Here is a 20,129-nt window from a genome sequence, read left to right as displayed (position 1 = left end):
GACATCTTATAAATAAAAGGTTACTTTTATAGGATAATACTAACAACATAGAAGTATATTGGATTTCAAAGATTTTAATTTTAACCCTGATTTATTAGAGGGTTTATTAGCCATGGGTTTTCGCAATGCGACACCTATTCAAACAGCCGCTATTCCGCTAATTCTAGATAAAAAAGATTTAATTGCCTGCGCACAAACGGGTACCGGGAAGACTGGTGCTTACCTCTTGCCGATCATGAATATGATCAGCATGACGGAAAACCGCCATAACAATACCTTAATATTGGCCCCGACACGTGAGCTTGCACAGCAAATAGATTTACAGGTAGAAGCACTTTCCTATTTCACCAACATCAGCTCTTTAACCGTTTATGGTGGTGGAGATGGTATCGCTTATGAGCAACAAAAACGCTCTATGCGCGAAGGTGTTGATATCATTATTGCCACTCCGGGACGTTTAATCTCCCATCTTTCTTCTGGATTGCTGAAACTGGATCAGTTGCAGCACCTGGTATTAGATGAGGCAGACAGGATGCTCGACATGGGCTTTTATGATGACATCATGCGCATCGTAAGCTTCCTTCCAAAGAAAAGACAAACGGTATTGTTCTCCGCAACGATGCCTCCAAAAATAAGAACCCTTGCCGGCAGATTACTTCATGAGCCTGAACAAATCAGTATCGCGATTTCAAAACCAGCAGCAGGAATTAACCAGCAGGCTTACCTTGTTCATGACTCGCAGAAAGTTAAATTACTGACCGAGCTGATGAAAAATGTAGACTTCCCAAGCATTCTGATTTTCGCTTCTACGAAGGAAAAAGTGAAGAACCTGGGTAAGGTATTCCGTGGATTAGGATTTAAAGCAGAAGCTTTCCATTCGGATCTTGGGCAAAAAGAACGTGAGGCGATCTTGTCAGAGTTCAAGAATAAACGTGTTCCGGTATTGATTGGAACAGATGTTTTATCTAGAGGAATTGATGTGGAAGGGATCAGTCTGGTGATCAATTTTGATGTGCCTCATGATCCGGAAGATTATATCCACAGGATCGGAAGAACGGCCAGAGCCGCAACTACCGGTACTGCAATCACCCTGGTGAATGAAAAAGACAAGCGTAAATTTGCGAATATTGAAAAGCTGATTGACAAGACGATTGACAGAATGCCACTTCCTGAACATTTTGGAGAAGTTCCGGCTGATGCACCAGATGGTTTTGCAGGAGAAAAGAAATATGACCGCAAAAAGCCACAGCAACGTAAAGTATGGGGCAAAAAACCTAAAGGAAAAAGTTCAGGTACAGGTGCTGCAAGAGGTTCAGAAAGTGCTGCTGCAACTCCAGGTACTGCTACTACAGGAGGTTCAGAAACTTCAGGTACTGCTAACAGCGCTACTACTACTGCAAGCAATGGTACAGCGACTGCTGGTTCAAGCATTCCTTCCAGCGCAAACACTTCTGCTGCAAATAACCCTGTTAAGGAAACTTCAGCTAAAACAAATACAAGAGTAAAAACTAAATCAACTAGTGCGGCCGGTACTGCAAGTCCTGATTCAGGTACTGCAAGTCCGACAAAAGAATAGGAATAAAATTTACTGATTATGCAAAACCTACCTCCTTTAGCAGAGCGTATGCGCCCTCAAAATCTGGATGAATATGTGGGTCAGCAGCACTTAGTAGGTCCTGATGCCGTATTGCGTAAAGCCATTCAAAGCGGGCAACTCCCATCAATGATTTTTTGGGGCCCGCCGGGTGTTGGGAAAACTACACTTGCTTACATTATATCTCAAACCTTAGACCGTCCCTTTTTTAACCTTAGCGCCATCAATTCCGGCGTAAAAGACATCAGGGACGTGATCGACCGGGCCGCAGCGCTCCAAAACAGTTTCATGGGTCTTCCGATTCTTTTTATCGATGAGATCCACCGTTTCAGCAAATCACAACAAGATAGTTTACTGGGTGCCGTAGAAAGGGGGCTGGTCACTTTAATCGGTGCAACCACCGAAAACCCTTCTTTTGAGGTGATCTCCGCTTTACTTTCCCGCTCACAGGTGTATATTTTAAAATCCCTGGACGAGGAAGAGCTTTCCGGTTTATTGCAAACTGCAATCAAACAGGATAAGGTGCTGAAACAGAAAAACATTACGATCAAAGAACATGAGGCCCTGATCCGCTTATCCGGTGGTGATGCCCGTAAATTATTGAACGTGCTGGAAATCGCCATCAATGGCATCGGTGGAGATAAGATTGTGCTGACCAATGAGAATGTTTTAAAACATGCGCAGCAGAACCTGGCTTTATACGATAAAGCAGGTGAACAGCATTATGACATCATATCTGCTTTTATAAAAAGTATCCGGGGCAGTGATCCCAATGCCGCCGTGTATTGGCTGGCCAGAATGATTGAAGGTGGTGAAGATCCTTCTTTTATTGCCAGAAGGTTATTGATCCTCGCTTCCGAAGATATCGGCAATGCCAATCCCAATGCACTTTTAATGGCCAACAACTGTTTTCAGGCGGTCAATGTAATTGGCTTTCCGGAATCGAGAATCATTCTTTCTCAGGCAGTGACCTATATGGCTTCTTCGGCAAAAAGCAATGCAGCTTATATGGCCATAAATAAAGCCCAGGCTTTGGTGAAACAAACCGGAAATTTGCCAGTCCCATTACATATCCGCAACGCGCCAACCAAGCTGATGAAAAATATTGGATATGGTAAAGATTACGAATATGCACACGGCTTTGAAGGGAATTTTTCGGAACAGGAGTATTTCCCTGATACCTTAAGCGGCACAAAATTATATGACCCTGGAAAGAATCCTGCGGAAGATAAGCTGAGGGAGAAATTACGACAAAACTGGAAAAATAAATACAATTATTAACTATGCTTTCAACCTTTCTGGACCATCAATGGAAAGCCTTCTGGCGCTCAAAAAATAAAGGTGGAACAATTGCTACGCAGTTGCTCATCGGATTTATAGTCTTATATCTGCTGGGGGTCGCGTTTTTCCTTGGCATAGGTTTAGAAGGATTTATTGCGCAGGTTTTCCCAAAAAAGGATGTCTTTGAAGTTTACAATGGCTTCATTCTTTACTATTTCGCAATTGATTTCATGATGCGGATACAGTTGCAGGACTTGCCAACCCTGGCCATTGTTCCCTATTTACACTTGAAAATCCCAAAAAGGAAGATCGTTAACTTTTTAAATGTAAGCGCGTTGTTTTCTGCATTTAATGTATTGCCGTTATTTTTATTGCTACCATTTTGCGCAACTGCAATATCAGAGATATCTGGCCCATTAGCCTCAGTGATGTATGTGATCGCCATCTTTTCGCTGATGATCTTTAACAATTATGCCGCTTTATATATCAAACGACTGAGCATCCAAAACCTGAAACTGGTACCGATTGTATTGTTGATTATCGTTGGATTCGGATTACTCGAGTACTTCAAAGTGTTTTCTATTGCCGCGATTTCAAACACGGTCTTTAGCTTTGTTGCCGACCATCCTTTCAGCGCCTTAGGATTTACCATTATAGCGGTGCTGATGTTTATTGCAAATTCCAGGTATTTGCGAAGTAACCTATATGTAGAGGAACTGAGTAGTAATAAAGTGGAAAAAGCCAGTACAGACTATCCTTTCCTGGATCGTTTTGGTAAGGTGGGTACCCTGGTCGCGCTCGAAATTAAGCTCATCCTGAGGAATAAAAGAAGTCGCTCTGCCGTAACCATGAGTTCCCTCTTATTATTTTATGGCTTCCTTTTTTATAAAAAAGAGGCCTTAGATAAAGACCAGTTCAACCTCATGGTTTTTGCCGCGGTGTTCATGACGGGTAATACCATTAGTATCTACGGACAGTTCATGTTTGGCTGGCAGGCAGCACATTTTGATGGCCTGATGGCTAATAAAATTGATATCAAAGACTTTATCAGGGCGAAATTTCTGTTATTCACATTATTTTCCACATTGATTACGCTGTTGACCTGTTTATATGGATTCATCAGCTGGAAAATATTATTGATTCAGTTTGCCGCATACTTTTATAATATCGGGATAGGAACAATTATCGTGTTGTTCTTTGCCACACGAAATTGTAAAGCCATTGACGTTAGTAAAAGTGCCACTTTCAATTACCAGGGTGTAGGTGCCAGTCAGTGGATACTGGGTATCCCTTATTTTTTATGCCCATTCCTGATTTTCCTACCCTTTTCTCTGAGCGGCCACCCTTACCCGGGACTGCTGGCCTTAGGATTGTGTGGCCTTGCCGCCTTCCTGACCCGTGGGTTCTGGGTAGATTTTTTAGTTAAAGAGTTTTATAAGAGAAAATACAAAATTGCAGCAGGCTTTAGAGAAAAATCATGATTTTAGAAATTTCGAACTTAAAAAAGATTTACGGCGATAGAACCGTTGTCCATATTGAATCCCTGGAGATCAATTCCGGGGAAACTGTGGGAATTGTGGGTAACAATGGTGCAGGAAAAACCACGATGTTTAGAATGGTACTGGACCTGATCCGCCCTAGCGAAGGAGAAATCCGCTCTAAAGGGGAATTGGTGGACCGTCATGACGGATGGAAAGATTATACCGCTTCTTACCTTGATGAAGGTTTTCTGATTGATTACCTCACCGCAGAAGAATATTTTATGTTTATCGCGGGTCTTCATCAGATGACCGCAGCCGATGTAACCGATTTCCTGCTACAATTCGAGGATTTCTTTAACGGGGAAATTATGAAGAAAGGCAAGTATATCAGGGACTTCTCTAAAGGAAATCAAAATAAGATAGGTATTGCCGCTGCCTTGATGCAAAATCCGGAGTTGTTAATTCTAGATGAGCCTTTTGCCAATCTTGACCCGACTACACAGATCCGCTTGAAAACGCTGATCCGTTCCCTGAAAGCAGAACGCAAGATGTCTACTCTGATTTCCAGTCATGATTTAAACCATGTCACTGACGTATGTGACAGGATAATTTTAATGGAAAAAGGTCTGGTTATTAAAGATATACGAAAAACAGAAAATACATTAAGCGAATTGGAAGCTTATTTTGCAGAGTAATACCTGCCATTGTACAGAATTATAGTCAGTAGTCATCCCCTTTTTAACCAGAATCAACTCCTTCGCTTCGGTTTTTGATGACATTTAGCTGTTAAATTATTCCTATGACACAATAATTTTACAAAACACGAAAGTTGGCATTCCGTTTGATTAACGCTCTGAGTAAAATAAATTATAAAACTATGGTTACTTCAAAATTTAAAATAGCAGCATTTAGTATCGCGTTAGCAATGGGTGCAATGACATTCCAGGGCTGTGATAGCTTAACTAAAACACAAAAAGGCGCAGGTATTGGTGCTACCGCAGGTGGTGTTCTAGGTGCTCTTATCGGAAAAAAAGCGGGTAATACTGCTGTTGGGGCTATCATTGGTGCTGCTGTTGGTGGTACTGCAGGTGGATTTATTGGAAAAAGAATGGACAAACAAGCGGCAGAGATTCAAAATGCAATCCCTAATGCTGAAGTAATCCGTGAAGGTGAAGGTATTATTGTGAAGTTTGATAGTGGTATCCTTTTTGGATTCGACAAATCTGACTTAACTCCTGCTGCTAAAACTAACGTACAATCATTAGCGGCTTCTCTTACTAAATATCCTGGAACGGACATTAAAGTAATTGGCCATACTGATAACATCGGAAAAGAAGCTTATAACATGAGTCTTTCTGAGAGAAGAGCCGCAGCTGTTAAAGCTTATGCAGTGTCTCAAGGTGTTCCGTCATCACGTTTAATCACTATCGGAAAAGGTATGTCTGAGCCAATTGCTGACAACAGCACTGAGGCTGGAAGAGCTGCTAACCGTAGAGTTGAAGTGGTAATTGTTGCCAATGATCAATTGAAACAACAAGCTACACAACAAGGCAAATAAGAACATCTACATCTACCTATAAATAAAAAACCCGTCGTACTATGTACTTCGGGTTTTTTTATGTGATCAGATTTTTTTATTCAGCTTCTTGTTGTTCCGGAGTACCGTAGATATCTTCAAAATAAGATACCGTCAGGGACTTTAGTAACAACTCCTGCTCCATCATTGCAAATGAAGGAACGGGTTTCAGGAGTTTCCAATGCGGCCATCCATCCTGGTCTAATCCTTCCAGTTCATAAAAGCCCATTTCACTCAACAAACGGCAGGTTGCAATATGCATTAACTCTTCCTTTTGTCTTTTACTGTACTTGCCAGGTCCTTTGCCTAACTCCTGCACACCGATTAAAAACAGCATTACCTTTAAATCGGGTACATCAGAATCAAACTCCTGAGCTATCTTTTGTTGCAAAACTTTCCATTTCGCGTGTATTTCTGCAGGTTTCATATGCCAAAGATACAAATTAAGCAGTTGTGCTTTATTACAATAAAATTAAGGGTTTAGCTCTTGGTTTTACTATTTTAGCCTATATCAGCTGATTAGTTTAAAAAGAGATTATATACCTATGGAACCATCATGAGCATACCGCTTAAAAACAGCAATAAATTTGTTGATGATAGCTCCATAACCATTGAAAAACAATTACATATCTATGGAAAAAAAAATAATTACAGGTCTGATGGCCTATGGAATGTCTGGCAAAGTATTTCATGCCCCTTTTGTGGAGGCACACCCCGGCTTTACGCTACGTGCAGTAACCGAGCGAAATCAGAAAAATGCGGCAACAGATTATCCGGAAATCATCAGCTATAATACGATTGAAGATTTACTGGCCGATGATCAGATTGAACTGATCATCATCAATACGCCAAACAATACCCACTATGATTATGCTAAAAAAGCATTACAGGCAGGGAAACATATTCTGGTAGAAAAGCCTTTTACAGCTACTGTTGAAGAAGCGAAAGAAATCCTTGCGCTGGCAGCAACGCTAAACAGGAAGGTTCTTTTCTATCAAAACAGAAGATGGGACAGTGATTTCAGAGCAGTTCGTGAGGTCATCGAAAGTGGCAAATTAGGAAAATTGAGTGAAGTGCATTTCCGCTACGACCGGTATCGTTCTACGATTGGCGTAAAAAGCTTTAAAGAAGACCCGATTGCCGCCGCCGGTCTGATGTATGATCTTGGTCCTCATTTACTGGATCAGGCTTTAAGTATTTTCGGTAAGCCTGATGCTTTTCATAAGATACTGGGTAAAAACCGCGTAAATACCCGGGTAGACGATTATTTCTCTATTCACCTGAGTTATCCAAACAGTGTCAATGTGTTTGTTCATTCTAATATGATGGTGGTAGAATCTTTACCTGCATTCGTGATCAACGGAACAAATGGTTCTCTGCATAAGGTTAGAGCGGATGCACAGGAAGCACAATTACTGGCAGGGATGAAGGTTAATGACATTGCCTATGGTATTGAAGCACCGGGAACGGAAGGAAAACTGTATTTACTGGATGAAGCTGGTGTAAAAACTACGCATAACATTCCTGCTTTACAAGGAAGTTATCTGCCACTTTTTGAATCGGTTTATCAGACGATCGTAAACGACATAGCCTACCCTGTAACAGAAGAACAAGTACTTACACAACTGGAAATATTGGAGGCTTAACCCATGCAGGCATTTTTCATCCTGATCCCGATTTTGCTGCTGGTCATCTATTTTATCTTTAGAAAAGACAGTCACCGCAATTATGTGACTTTAAGCGAAGAAGATAAACAGATGCTTTTCCAGCATGTGGTTTATTACCAACACCTCACTGTAGAAGACCGTTTGCGGTTTGAGCAACGTATTTCTGCGTTTCTGGCGGAGGTAAAAATTGAAGGCGTAGGCACTCCGGTGACTGTACTTGACAAGTTATTGATTGCTTCGAGTGCAGTGATTCCTGTGTTTGGTTTTGAGGACTGGCGTTACCGCAACCTGACCAATGTGCTCTTATATCCGGATACTTTTAACGAGGATTTCCAATATGAAGGCGGTCAGCGGAATATCTTAGGGATGGTCGGTTCTGGTTATATGAACGGGCAAATGATCTTATCCAGAGCTGCGTTGGTCAAAGGATTTTCCAATGCTACGGATAAAGAGAACACGGCCATTCATGAATTTGTACACTTGCTGGACAAGTCAGACGGCGCTACCGATGGTATTCCTGAAAACCTGATGAGGCATGAGTATGTCATGCCATGGGTAAGGATGATCCATGAGGAAATGAAAAGAATTGAAAAAGGAAAATCAGACATTAACCCTTATGCCATCACCAACGAGGCAGAATTTTTTGCGGTAGTATCTGAATATTTCTTTGAAAAGCCAGATCAGTTTAAGTCGAAACACCCGGAGCTTTATGAAAGCTTATCGGAGATATTTTCGCAGGACCTGGCGGGCAAGCCTTTATAGACTGCCCAATATTGCAACATTGAATTCTGTGGGTACTTCTATATGTGGAATGTGCCCACAGCCTTCGAACTCCACGATCTTTGCACCTGGTATTTTAGCAGCAGTCTGCTTGCCTAAAAACCGATATTGTCCATGTAAAGCCTGTTGATCCGGACTTAACAAGCCTTTTCCAACAATAGTTTTGTCCTCTTTTCCAATAAACAAGACCGTAGGAACACGTACGTTAATAAATTCGTGTACTACCGGTTGTTCGTAAATCATGGTATAAGTCATGGCATTAACTCTGGCCAGTCTTGGGAAATCTGCACTTTTTGTCATGCCTCCCGCAATGCGAACCAATTCATCATATTCTGGCTTCCAAACGGTGAAGTAGGAGCTTTGATAATATTTTTTAACACTTTCTGCGGTTGCTTTTAATTCTGACTGGTATTGCTGATCAGTGCTCACATATGGAATGAAACTGCGGTAATCTTCTAAGCCAATCGGGTTTTCCAGTAATAGCTTTTCGGTATTTTCAGGATACATCAATGCAAAACGCGTAGCCAGCATCCCTCCCATCGAGTGACCCAGAATATTTGCTTTTTGGATACCTAAGGTATCCAGCAGTTGTTTAGTCCAGCGTGACAGCTGCTGGAAACTGTAATGAATAAATGGTTTGGAAGATCTGCCAAAGCCGATCTGATCCGGCACGACTACCCTAAACCCGCGGTCGCTCAATGCTTTTATCGTGCTTCCCCAATAGTATCCACCAAAATTTTTACCGTGTAACAATACTACTGTTCTGCCATTGGCTTTGCCCTGGGGAGCCACATCCATATAGGCCATATTTAAATTCTGTCCCTCGGAATGAATGGGGAAATACTTGACCGGATACGGGTATTTAACGTTTTCTAAGGTGATAGAGAGGGTATCTGCCTGTTGGGCCAAACTCGCTGTGGCACTGAAAAGTAAGCAGAAGTAAAGGGCAACTTTCTTATAAAACATAAAATGATTTTAGGAAAAACAATAATAGGAACTGAAAGTTCTAAACTTAAGCATTATTTATATTTTTGGGGAAATATAAAATGTATGAGCAGTCACCAAATAGGTTTGGAGCGGTTAACTATGGATCAGATTTCCGGGATCATCGCCGAAAAAACTTTGCTAGAATTATCCGATGCAGCCATTGCAAAAATAGAAAAATGCAGAAGCTATCTGGACGACAAGTTAGCCCTTCATGAAGGGCCTGTTTATGGGATAAATACCGGCTTTGGCTATTTGCAAAACGTAGAGATTGAATCTGAAAAACTTTCTCAGTTACAACATAACCTTTTGCTATCCCATGCCTGCGGAACTGGTGAGGAGGTAGCTCCGGAGATCGTTAAGTTGATGTTGCTTTTAAAGATCCAGTCTTTAAGCTATGGTCATTCTGCCATAGCCTTAGCTACGGTTTCAAGACTACTCGACTTTTACAATCATGATATTTTACCTGTGATTTACACCCAGGGTTCTTTAGGAGCTTCCGGTGATCTTGCCCCCCTCGCACATCTGGCCTTGCCACTAATCGGCGAAGGCATAGTTTGGTATCAGGGAGAGAAAATAGCGGTTTCGGGGCTCTATGATAAATTAGGCTGGGAACCTTTAAAACTGCAGTCGAAAGAAGGTCTGGCTTTGATCAACGGGACTCAGTTTATGAGTGCTTACGGGGTATTTTGCTTGTTAAAATCCCAAAGTCTGATGAATTGGGCAGATGCCATTGCCGCTATGTCTATCGATGGTTTTGATTGCAGAATCGATCCTTTTGAGACTTTTAGCCACATCATCAGACCTCATGCCGGACAGGTTCATACTGCCGCAAGCATTTCCAAATGGCTTTCCGGAAGCGAACTGATCAGCAGACCAGGTAAACAAACGCAGGATCCTTATTCTTTCCGCTGTGTGCCTCAGGTGCATGGGGCAAGTAAGGATAGTATCAATTATATCCGCTCGGTATTTGAAACGGAGATCAATTCCGTGACTGATAATCCCAATGTTTTCCCTGAGGAGGACCGCATTATTTCTGCGGGAAATTTTCATGGTCAGCCACTGGCTTTAACGCTGGATTTCCTTTGTATTGCCCTTGCTGAGTTGGGCTCTATCTCGGAAAGAAGGACTTTTCAATTGATTTCCGGACAAAGGGGCTTGCCACCATTCCTGGTGAAAAATGCAGGATTGAACTCCGGGTTGATGATTACCCAGTATACCGCAGCTTCGATTGCCAGTGAAAACAAGCAGTTATGTACGCCGGCTTCGGTAGATAGTATTGTTTCCAGTAACGGTCAGGAAGACCATGTGAGCATGGGCGCAAATGCTGCAACGAAGTGTTTACGTGTAGTGAATAATCTGGAAAGGATTTTAGCGATAGAGCTATTGACAGCAGCACAGGCCTTAGACCTGAGGAAGCCATTGCGCTCTTCTGAGGCAATAGAAGACCTGGTTTCGGATTACAGGGGCTTTGTTTCTTTTAATGAAGCAGATCGTTTGCTTGCGGTTGATATCGCCGCTTCGGTGGTATTTTTGCGAACAAAAGAAGGGCTGATGAAAACAGAATTGATTTAATAATCGACAAACAAAAGAGAAGATCATGGAATGATACTTCTCTTTTGTTTTATAGCAATTAACCCTGCTCACAATCTGTTTTCTGGTGGCTTCAGGCATTGATTGCCATATCCATTACGCTTATAAGAAAGGTACACTGATACCGAATGTTACATTACGCCCGGTATTGTAAATCCCTTCCATTTTGTATCTGCTCAGGTGATTAAAATATTTCTTATCCAATAGGTTTTGTCCGGTCACCCAAAGGTTTAATTTGCCCTTTTTGGTATTGATCGTAGTTCCGATTCCAGCATCTAATAGCGTATAGCCATCGGTTTGAGTTTCAAAACTATCAAAACGCGCTTGTTTCAATACATTGGTTAAGCCGACTTTCACATACGTCCCGGCCAATCCTTTTATATTTGGTTCAAAACGCAATTCGTTGTTGATCGATGCTGCCGGTATGAAAGGCAATGGCTGATCATCGGCACGGTTGGTTCCTTTTACATAGGCAAAGGAGTTTTCAAAATGCAGTGATTTGATGAGGTGGAAATCCATTGATGCTTCTCCGCCAATCAGATCGGCATTGGTCTGCACAAAACGGTAAACAGGTAAGGTTTCTGACATACCTGCATCATCGCTGACACCTTTAGTTTCATTGTTAAAGTTTCCGGCATAGATGTAGTTATAGATGCGGTTGGCGTAGGCGTTTAGTCCGAAAGTCACCGAATTAGCCGTGTATTCCAGGCCAAGGTCAAATTGCAAACTGGTTTCCTGTTTTAGGTTTGAGTTTCCGATCTCATACCTGAATGTTCCTTCATGGCGGCCATTGGCAGCCAGTTCAGCAATATTTGGTGCGCGGAATCCTGATCCGGCATTTCCTTTTAACACCAGGTTTTTAGCCACTTCATAAGCAAAACCTACTGATCCGGAAACATTGGAGAACTGATTGTCGAAAGCGGTGAATAGCGGTTCTCCATCTACTGCTAATCCTTTTCCGTTTACCTTTTTGTAATCGTAACGGGCACCAATATTAAAGGCTCCTTTTTCAAAATTACGTTTCAGGTATACAAAAGCACCAATGTTATTGCTGTTATAATCAGGGATCAGGAACTCATCACCTTTATTTACGTTGTTCTGGTACATGCCCTGAACACCAATTGCCGGCTCCCATTTCCCCGCATTCGGGAGATAGTATTTCACATCATAGGTATAAGAATTCAGGTTTAAATTCAGCCCTGGTTCGGTCGTACTTTCTTCAAATTCCTTCCTCATATTGCGTTGAAAAGCAAAAGTTGTTTTCAACTGTCCGGTTCCAAGAATAAAATTACTGTTTAATGCTGCACGATAATGGTTAATGTTCTGAAATGGCAATCCGATTCTGCGTTCCTGTGCTTCGGCTTTAGTGATTACTTCACCTTCTTCATTTACATATTCGCCTTGCTCATTAGGTCCATGTTCTACTAAACCGATATTGGTATGAAAGCGGGAGAAAGTCAGGTGAGAATATCCCCAGCTCTTATTTAAACCTATCATTCCGTTTAAATTGAACTCGTTGAAACCAGAGTTAGGCACTACCGCATCTTTGTATGCAAAGCCATACGCGTTTTTATAGGAAGCGCGACCGCGGTATACAAAGCCATTGTCATTGCCCTGAAGCATTAATGAGGAAGCTGTTAATCCGTTATTTGTGGCATAAGAAGTCGTGAAATTCCCGTTAAAAGAACCCGGAGGAGGTACAAGATCATCGATAATATTGATCACACCACCTAAAGCATCAGAGCCATAAAGTAAACTTGCAGGGCCTTTTAAGATTTCTACTCTTGCGGCAGAGAACTGATCTACTTCAATTCCGTGCTCATCGCCCCATTGTTGCGCTTCTTCCCTTGCACCATCTACCATGGTCAAAACGCGGTTGTAGCCTAGTCCGCGGATAGTCGGTTTAGAAATCGCACCGCCAGTGCTGACCTGAGATATCCCCGGAACCTTAGCAATGGCATCTACCAGGTTAGTCCCGCCAGCCTGTGCCAGTTTGTCTTTCCCTATGGTAACTACCGATAAACTATTGGTTTTGTTGTTTGCACTAAAGGGGGATCCGGTAATTACCACTTCCTCGCTTTCTATAGCAGAAGATGCCATAGCGATGTTTAGCTTGTTAACCGAACTCAGGTCTACGATTTGTGAATAGGTTTTATAGCCCACAAAGCGAACTTCCAACAGGAATCGCCCTTTTGCAGGGATGTTCTTTAAGACAAATTCTCCATTTGCATTGGTGCTGGTAACCGCTTTTAAGTCGCTGATGTAAACCGTTGCACCAACCAGTGGCTCCTGATTGTCGGCATCGGTAACTTTACCTTTAAATTCTGCCAGTCCGGCAGCAAATGCAGGGGCCGAAAAAAAGGTATATAATAAGACCATTAATACCAGATGTATCTTTTTCATGTGTTTTGTGTGTAGGAATGCTTTGCGGTGTTAATTGTATTTTGTTGCGCACAGCATCATATTGGCCGAAGCCAGTTTTATAAATGACAAATTGAGTAATTGAGCCAGGATCAGCCGCCCTAACAGGATCAAAATACGGGTTCCCGCCTATAACCGGCTGCATCCTTATTTACGTTTAGATTTAGCAATTTAAAGGTTAACACAACAGTGACATCAGTCCAAAACACCTATAAAAGGCACCGTTTTAGGAGCGGCATCAGCCATTAGAACCTTTAAAGGATATACATGAATACATCAAGACGCTCAGACGATAATTATGCCGCAGCAGAGCTACAGTTAAAAACAGCAGAAATCCCTGAAAAATCCAGTATAAGCGCATGGCCAATCCTTATAGTTGACAACGTATTTGATATCCCGAAGGAAAATAAAAAGATCAGGTGGCTGGAGGACCCCGAAGTGAGGTACTAATGAGTTCGGTATAGGAACCAGTTAATAAAGCGTAATGCTTGATAACAGGAATAGTTTCCAGGTAAACCTGAAATTGAGTCTGTTCCTGAAGGTAGTTTTTTTCGAAATGTGCGGCACAAACCAGGCAGGTTTCTACATGACTCCCAATGTGTAATTTATGGGTACATATTTTTTCGTTCTGGCAAAGCACTTCTTCCTCATGGTGGTGGAAGGCACTAAACGGCGTCAAAGCTATCGCAAATACCCAAAGCAATGCTATGGATAAAATTCTATGGATATGTTGCCGGCGCTGTTTCAAATTCGACTGCTAAAATACGCAATCTCACATAATTACATACATTTGTTTTATAACATTGCCCTTACATGACCGCATAATGGATTTAAGTTTAGATTTAAGTAAAAGACAAACCCCAACCGGAAATACATTGACTTGTAAAGGATGGGTACAGGAAGCTGCATTACGGATGCTACTGAACAACCTTGACCCTGACGTAGCTGAGCGGCCGGAAGAGCTGATCGTTTATGGAGGACGTGGAAAAGCTGCCAGAAATAAGGAAGCTTTGGCATTAATCATTAAAGCGCTTCAGAATTTAGAAGATACGGAGACTTTATTGATCCAATCGGGGAAACCTGTAGGTATCTTACCTACGCATAAAGATGCCCCAAGGGTCTTGATTTCGAACTCGCAACTGGTCCCAAAATGGGCTACGCAAAAACATTTTGATGAGCTGGAAGATAAAGGCCTCATGATGTATGGACAGATGACCGCAGGGTCCTGGATTTATATCGGCTCGCAGGGAATCGTTCAGGGAACGTATGAAACTTACTCGGCATTGGCCCGAAAACATTTCAACAGCAACCTGAAAGGGACGCTAAACGTTACTGCCGGATTGGGTGGTATGGGTGGCGCGCAACCTTTAGCCATCACCATGAATCAGGGGGTTTGTCTGGCTGCAGATGTAGAAGAATGGCGCATTCAAAAACGTCTTGAAACACGTTACATCGACGAAATTGAACATGATATCGATACGGCTATTGACAAAGCCTTACAATATAAAAAAGACGGAAAAGCATTGTCGATTGGTGTAGTTTGCAATGCTGTAGAATTACTTCAACGCCTGATCGACCGCAACATCACACCGGATACACTGACGGATCAGACTTCTGCACATGATCCTTTGATCGGTTATTTTCCGGAAGGCTTAACCGTAGCAGAAGCGAATGATCTGCGCAAAGCAGATCCGGAGACCTATGTTAAAAAGAGCTATGAGACGATGGCGAAGCATGTTCGTCAGATGTTGATACTCCAGGATCGCGGTGCTATCACTTTTGATTATGGGAATAACCTGCGCGGAAGGGCATTGGAGGCCGGCGTAGAAAATGCATTCGACTTTCCCGGATTTGTTCCTGCCTATATCCGTCCGCTATTTTGCGAAGGAAAAGGTCCTTTCCGATGGGCAGCACTGAGTGGTGATCCACAGGATATTTATGAAACAGATAAAGTAATTCTGGAGCTTTTCCCGGAGAATGAGAGTCTGAAACAATGGATTACCATGGCACAGGAACGTATTGCTTTCCAGGGACTACCGGCAAGAATTTGCTGGCTCGGACAGGGAGAAAGAGAGAAAGCCGGACTGGCATTTAACAAGCTGGTGGCTGAGGGCAGGGTAAAAGCGCCTTTGGTAATTGGCAGAGACCATTTAGACACTGGTTCTGTGGCTTCTCCAAACCGGGAAACGGAAGCAATGCTGGATGGTTCTGATGCTGTTGCCGACTGGCCGATCCTGAATGCGCTGATCAATACTGCGGGTGGTGCCAGTTGGGTATCGTTACACCATGGTGGGGGCGTGGGTATCGGATATTCTATCCATGCCGGTATGGTCATCGTTGCAGATGGAACCGAAGATGCCGCCATCAGAATCAAACGCGTATTACATAATGATCCGGCTATGGGTGTAATCAGACATGCAGATGCAGGTTATGACCTAGCAAAAGATACTTTAAGAAAACACCGCCTTGGTTTATAATCCATATGGCGTTTTCCTGAATTCATTTGCGATTCTTTGAATACTCCGGTATTTCTTTTAATCGCTGTGCATTTTCATCAATCACCTTGCCTTTTGAATAAGCGCCCTGCGTTTTTATTACAAAACCGTGATGGAATAATAAGCTAAATTGAGCGGTCTGCGAAACTAAGCAGACCGCTTTAACGTTTATTAAATAAAAAGAAATGGCAACTGCTCAGCAAATCAAAAACGGGTACATTGATTATGTACTTCTCAACGGTGAACAACCAGCATCAGTATATAGCTTCGTTAAGAAACTAAAAATTGCGGAGACTGATTTTTATGACTTCTACCCCTCTTTTGATAGTATTGAAAAGAACCTCTGGGTAGAACTTACCCTCGAAACGATCCATGCGATTGAAGCGCAGGAAGTTTGGAGCCAGTACTCTTCAAGAGAGAAAATCCTTTCTTTCTTTTACAGCTATGTAGAAGTTTTAAAAAAACACCGGAGTTTCATCATCTATAGCTTAAAAAAACATCAGCATAAGTTCGGTACACCAGAAGTTTTATCTGGCGTAAGGTCGATTTTTGAGAATTTCGCAGAAGGGGTGATCAATGAAGGATTGGAAAGTGGTGAATTGGCCAACCGAAAATTCTTAAGCAAGCGCTATAAAGATGCCGTTTGGGTACAATTTGGTTTTATCGTGAACTTCTGGACCACTGATGACAGTGCCGGGTTTGAAAAAACTGATGAAGTAATTGAAAAAGGCGTAAATGTAACATTCGACCTTTTTGAGCGCTCTCCGCTGGATAACCTCCTGGAATACGGAAAATTCCTTTCCAGAAACGGAAACTTTAAAGAAAAGATGGGACTATAAAATTCATGAAAGCACAAGAGCGTATTCCGGTAACGAAGGGACAGAGATCAGCGAAGTTTGTAAAAACAGGGATCCAGATTGGCGGCAATTATATCAAGCATTATTCCAAGAAACTATTTAACCCTGATCTGAGCAGAGATGAGCTGAATGAGGACAATGCTACCGATATTTATAAATCGCTGAGCGAACTTAAAGGCAGCGCTTTAAAGGTTGCCCAGATGCTGAGTATGGACAAAAATATCCTGCCAAAATCTTATATCGACAAGTTTACACAGTCGCAGTACAACGCACCTCCCCTTTCCGGACCACTCATTGTAAGAACTTTCAGCAAGCATTTCGGAAAAACTCCGGAACAGATTTATGATAAATTTAACCTACATTCGAGCAATGCCGCCTCTATCGGACAAGTGCATCAGGCGGAGCTACAGGGAAAAACCTTAGCCGTTAAAATTCAATATCCCGGTGTAGGCGACAGCATTTCTTCCGACCTGAAACTGGTGAAGCCTTTTGCTTTTCGCCTGTTGGGAATGAACGAAAAGGAGCTCAATATCTACATTAAAGAAGTAGAAGAAAGATTACTGGAAGAGACAGATTATGAGCTTGAAGTTCGCCGCTCTATCGAGTTTTCTGAAGCTTGTAGTCATTTACAAAATGTGGTCTTCCCGAAATATTACCCGGAACTTTCCAGAAAACGGATCATCACCATGGATTGGATTGAGGGCTTGCATCTGAAAGAGTTTTTGAAAACCAAGCCTTCACAGGAGCTGAGAAATAAAATCGGACAGGCATTGTGGGACTTTTACAATTTCCAGCAGCATGAACTAAGAGCGGTACACGCGGACCCACATCCCGGTAATTTCATGATCACGCCGGATGAGAAATTAGGGGTCATTGATTTTGGCTGTATTAAGGAAATGCCGGATGATTTTTACTATCCGTTTTTCTCCCTGATCTCTACAGATGTGCTTCAGGACAAAGCGAAAACCATTGCTGCCTTCAGGCAACTGGAAATGATTCATCCCGAAGACACGGAAAGTCAGATTGAGTTTTATTATAAAGCTTACCGCGAAATGATTGAGCTTTTTGCCAGGCCATATACCAGCAAAACCTTCGATTTCAGTAAGCCTGAATTCTTTGAGCAGCTCTATAAATATGCCGAAAAAGTGGCCACTATGCCTGAGTTCAAACAGGCCCGGGGCGTAAAACACTTCATTTATGTGAACCGGACTAATTTCGGCTTATATACCATACTACAGGAGTTAAAATCTGTCGTGAATACGGATACTTTCCAACCTCATACCTTAAAATGAAAATCCTGCTGACAGGTGCAAATGGTTATATCGGCACCCGATTACTTCCAGTTCTTTTAGCAGCAGGGCATGAAGTGGTCTGTATGGTGAGAGATAAAAGGCGTTTTGCTGAGGCCTCAGATTTTGGAGATCAGGTGCAAATCATCAGCGGAGACCTACTCAAACCCGAAACCCTTGTAGAAATCCCAATCGATATTACTGCAGCTTATTATCTGGTCCATTCTATGTCTGCCAGTGAACATGGCTTTTCCGGGTTGGAAAACAGCGCTGCAAAAAACTTTCTCAAAGGCCTGAAACCTACGCAATGCAAGCAGATGATTTATCTCACTGGTATTGTCAATGATTCCGGATTATCGGAACATTTAAGTTCCAGACTGGCCGTGGAGCAGGTATTGAAACAATCGGGGATTCCCTTTACTATTTTAAGAGCAGCCATCATTATCGGCTCCGGAAGTGCATCATTTGAAATCATCAGAGACCTGACGGAGAAATTACCGGTCATGGTAGCGCCAAAATGGATCAAAACTAAGTGTCAACCGATTGGTATACGGGATGTACTCCGTTATTTAAGCGGAGTACTGTCAAATGACAAAGCACTCTGCCAGACCTTTGACATTGGGGGACCAGACATTCTGAGTTACAAAGAAATGATGCTCCAATATGCAGAAGAAAGGCATTTAAAACGGTTCATTATCACTTTACCACTGCTTACGCCCCGTTTATCATCGTTATGGCTAAACATGGTCACTTCGGTGCCTTATACTTTAGCAAGGAGTCTGGTAGACAGTATGAAAAATGAGGTCATTTGTAAAGAGAATAACATCAACAGCGTTGTTCCGGGCACTTGTTTACCTTACCGAAAAACCCTGCAGCTTGCTTTCGAGAAAATTGAACAAAACTCTATTGTTTCCAGCTGGAAAGATGCCCTGAACAGGGGGTATCTGGATACGAGCTTCATGGATCAGGTGAAAGTTCCACAAAACGGAACATTGAAGTATAAGGTCAAAATGCCTTTTGAGAGAAACCCGCAGGAAGTATTTGAAAACTTATGGAGCATTGGCGGAAACAGGGGTTGGTATTATGCCAACTGGCTATGGAATTTAAGGGGTTTTTTGGATAAGCTGATGGGTGGTGTAGGGACACGCAGAGGAAGAACAAGTAACACCTCTATACATGCTGGCGATGTTTTGGATTTCTGGCGGGTTTTATTAGCCGATCAGCAAAACAAGCGCTTATTATTATTTGCTGAAATGAAAGTTCCCGGAGAAGCCTGGTTAGAATTTAAAGTCATTGAATTCCATGGGCAATATTTTCTGTCTCAGATTGCGACCTTCCGTCCTTCCGGCTTATGGGGAAGGATCTACTGGTATGCCATGTTCCCTTTCCATATTTTCATTTTCGACGGCATGGCCAGGCGGATCATTGAATTTAAGGGGTAATAAAAAAGGCACAATCGCCACAATTGCACCTTCCTTAAAAACCTAAAACTTAGTAGTAAGACACGCGAAAACACAAAAGGTTTGATTGGGAAATGTTTTTTTCTACAATAACGCAACATTTCTATCTTTATTCCAGTCAACACCCCCTATTTGAGCCTATACCCAGTTGGCAAATATTTTTACCAGAATTTGTTGATAAAAACAAGTAAATGTATTAACAAATCAATCCTGTTAAATATATTTGTATTACATCCAACCCCCCTCGATTTTGGCAAATAGCTCTAAAATTTACAAAAACATACTCGTCGTTGAGGACAATCATGCCATACTTGATGTCATTACGCTGATCTTACAAAGCGAAGCGTATAAAGTAACCGGCCTGAATAAGAGCATCAACATGATGAGCCATATTGAACAATGCAGGCCAGATCTTGTTATTATGGACATTATGCTGCCTGATGGAGATGGCAGAGAACTGTTAACGCAGCTCAGATCTGATGTCAACACTGCTGAAATTCCTGTATTGATGATCTCCGCCAGATATACCGAAGCCAATATCCAGCATGGTGCTTTTAAGCCTAACGGATTTCTGGCTAAACCATTTGACATTGACGATTTGCTCGATAGAATCGAGGGCATCCTTGCCGGAAAAGTTTACTAAAACTCAAC

Annotated in this window: 16 protein-coding genes and 1 pseudogene; 14 read left to right on the top strand and 3 right to left on the bottom strand. The window is 42.2% G+C overall.

The genetic code is table 11. The annotated features are described in order from the left end of the window. Positions 1–58: 58 nt before the first annotated feature. The 5 genes and pseudogenes from OQX61_RS04030 to OQX61_RS04010 all read left to right on the top strand — a co-directional run. Positions 59–1,177: pseudogene (locus tag OQX61_RS04030) on the top strand (DEAD/DEAH box helicase); the annotation flags it as partial. Between the two features lie 417 nt (positions 1,178–1,594). Then, entirely contained in the window at positions 1,595–2,875 is a 1,281-nt protein-coding gene (locus OQX61_RS04025; protein WP_265840395.1) for a replication-associated recombination protein A, read from the top strand. A 2-nt stretch (positions 2,876–2,877) separates the two neighbouring features. Continuing rightward, a complete protein-coding gene (locus OQX61_RS04020) occupies positions 2,878–4,356 on the top strand; it encodes a DUF5687 family protein (protein WP_265840394.1) in 1,479 nt (492 codons plus the stop codon). Next, the gene (locus OQX61_RS04015; RefSeq protein ID WP_265840393.1) at positions 4,353–5,051 is read left to right on the top strand and encodes an ABC transporter ATP-binding protein; all 699 of its coding nucleotides are present in this window, start codon (positions 4,353–4,355) and stop codon (positions 5,049–5,051) included. Before OQX61_RS04020 ends, OQX61_RS04015 begins: the two co-directional genes overlap by 4 nt. Positions 5,052–5,233: 182 nt before the next feature. Continuing rightward, positions 5,234–5,914, top strand: a complete 681-nt coding sequence (locus tag OQX61_RS04010) for an OmpA family protein (RefSeq protein ID WP_265840392.1) — start codon at positions 5,234–5,236, stop codon at positions 5,912–5,914. A 76-nt stretch (positions 5,915–5,990) separates the two neighbouring features. Here the strand turns inward: OQX61_RS04010 and OQX61_RS04005 are convergent, their stop codons facing one another. Beyond that, a complete protein-coding gene (locus OQX61_RS04005; RefSeq protein ID WP_265840391.1) occupies positions 5,991–6,359 on the bottom strand; it encodes a hypothetical protein in 369 nt (122 codons plus the stop codon). 205 nt (positions 6,360–6,564) lie between these two features. Between OQX61_RS04005 and OQX61_RS04000 the strand changes: the two genes are divergently transcribed. Further along, the gene (locus OQX61_RS04000; protein ID WP_265840390.1) at positions 6,565–7,578 is read left to right on the top strand and encodes a Gfo/Idh/MocA family oxidoreductase; all 1,014 of its coding nucleotides are present in this window, start codon (positions 6,565–6,567) and stop codon (positions 7,576–7,578) included. A gap of 3 nt (positions 7,579–7,581) precedes the next feature. Beyond that, entirely contained in the window at positions 7,582–8,361 is a 780-nt protein-coding gene (locus OQX61_RS03995) for a M90 family metallopeptidase (RefSeq protein WP_265840389.1), read from the top strand. Here OQX61_RS03995 and OQX61_RS03990 read toward each other — a convergent pair. Beyond that, complete coding sequence (locus tag OQX61_RS03990) at positions 8,356–9,345, bottom strand: alpha/beta hydrolase (RefSeq protein ID WP_265840388.1); 990 nt, start codon at positions 9,343–9,345, stop codon at positions 8,356–8,358. The genes OQX61_RS03995 and OQX61_RS03990 overlap by 6 nt on opposite strands. Positions 9,346–9,429: 84 nt before the next feature. On the opposite strand from OQX61_RS03990, the gene hutH reads away from it, so the two are divergent. After that, on the top strand, positions 9,430–10,938 hold the full coding sequence (gene hutH, locus OQX61_RS03985; protein ID WP_265840387.1) for a histidine ammonia-lyase: 1,509 nt from the start codon (positions 9,430–9,432) through the stop codon (positions 10,936–10,938). A gap of 120 nt (positions 10,939–11,058) precedes the next feature. Here hutH and OQX61_RS03980 read toward each other — a convergent pair whose 3' ends face one another. Beyond that, positions 11,059–13,359, bottom strand: a complete 2,301-nt coding sequence (locus OQX61_RS03980) for a TonB-dependent receptor (protein WP_265840386.1) — start codon at positions 13,357–13,359, stop codon at positions 11,059–11,061. A 285-nt stretch (positions 13,360–13,644) separates the two neighbouring features. Here OQX61_RS03980 and OQX61_RS03975 point away from each other — a divergent pair, with 285 nt between their 5' ends. From OQX61_RS03975 to OQX61_RS03950, 6 genes are all read left to right on the top strand, one after another. Next, positions 13,645–13,827, top strand: coding sequence for a hypothetical protein (locus OQX61_RS03975; RefSeq protein WP_265840385.1), 183 nt, complete (start codon positions 13,645–13,647; stop codon positions 13,825–13,827). 374 nt (positions 13,828–14,201) lie between these two features. Continuing rightward, the gene (gene hutU / locus OQX61_RS03970; RefSeq protein ID WP_265840384.1) at positions 14,202–15,854 is read left to right on the top strand and encodes a urocanate hydratase; all 1,653 of its coding nucleotides are present in this window, start codon (positions 14,202–14,204) and stop codon (positions 15,852–15,854) included. Between the two features lie 203 nt (positions 15,855–16,057). Then, positions 16,058–16,711: a TetR family transcriptional regulator C-terminal domain-containing protein gene (locus OQX61_RS03965; protein ID WP_265840383.1), complete on the top strand. Its 654-nt coding sequence runs from the start codon at positions 16,058–16,060 to the stop codon at positions 16,709–16,711. A gap of 5 nt (positions 16,712–16,716) precedes the next feature. Beyond that, on the top strand, positions 16,717–18,021 hold the full coding sequence (locus OQX61_RS03960) for an AarF/ABC1/UbiB kinase family protein (protein WP_265840382.1): 1,305 nt from the start codon (positions 16,717–16,719) through the stop codon (positions 18,019–18,021). Beyond that, on the top strand, positions 18,018–19,460 hold the full coding sequence (locus OQX61_RS03955) for an SDR family oxidoreductase (protein WP_265840381.1): 1,443 nt from the start codon (positions 18,018–18,020) through the stop codon (positions 19,458–19,460). Before OQX61_RS03960 ends, OQX61_RS03955 begins: the two co-directional genes overlap by 4 nt. A gap of 268 nt (positions 19,461–19,728) precedes the next feature. Continuing rightward, positions 19,729–20,121 carry a response regulator gene (locus tag OQX61_RS03950; protein WP_265840380.1) on the top strand — a complete coding sequence of 131 codons (393 nt, stop codon included), beginning with the start codon at positions 19,729–19,731 and terminating at the stop codon, positions 20,119–20,121. Positions 20,122–20,129 lie beyond the last annotated feature (8 nt).

Origin of the sequence: Pedobacter sp. PLR (assembly GCF_026239675.1) — a bacterium.
GTDB lineage: Bacteria > Bacteroidota > Bacteroidia > Sphingobacteriales > Sphingobacteriaceae > Pedobacter.
This window is presented reverse-complemented; position numbering and strand designations above follow the sequence as displayed.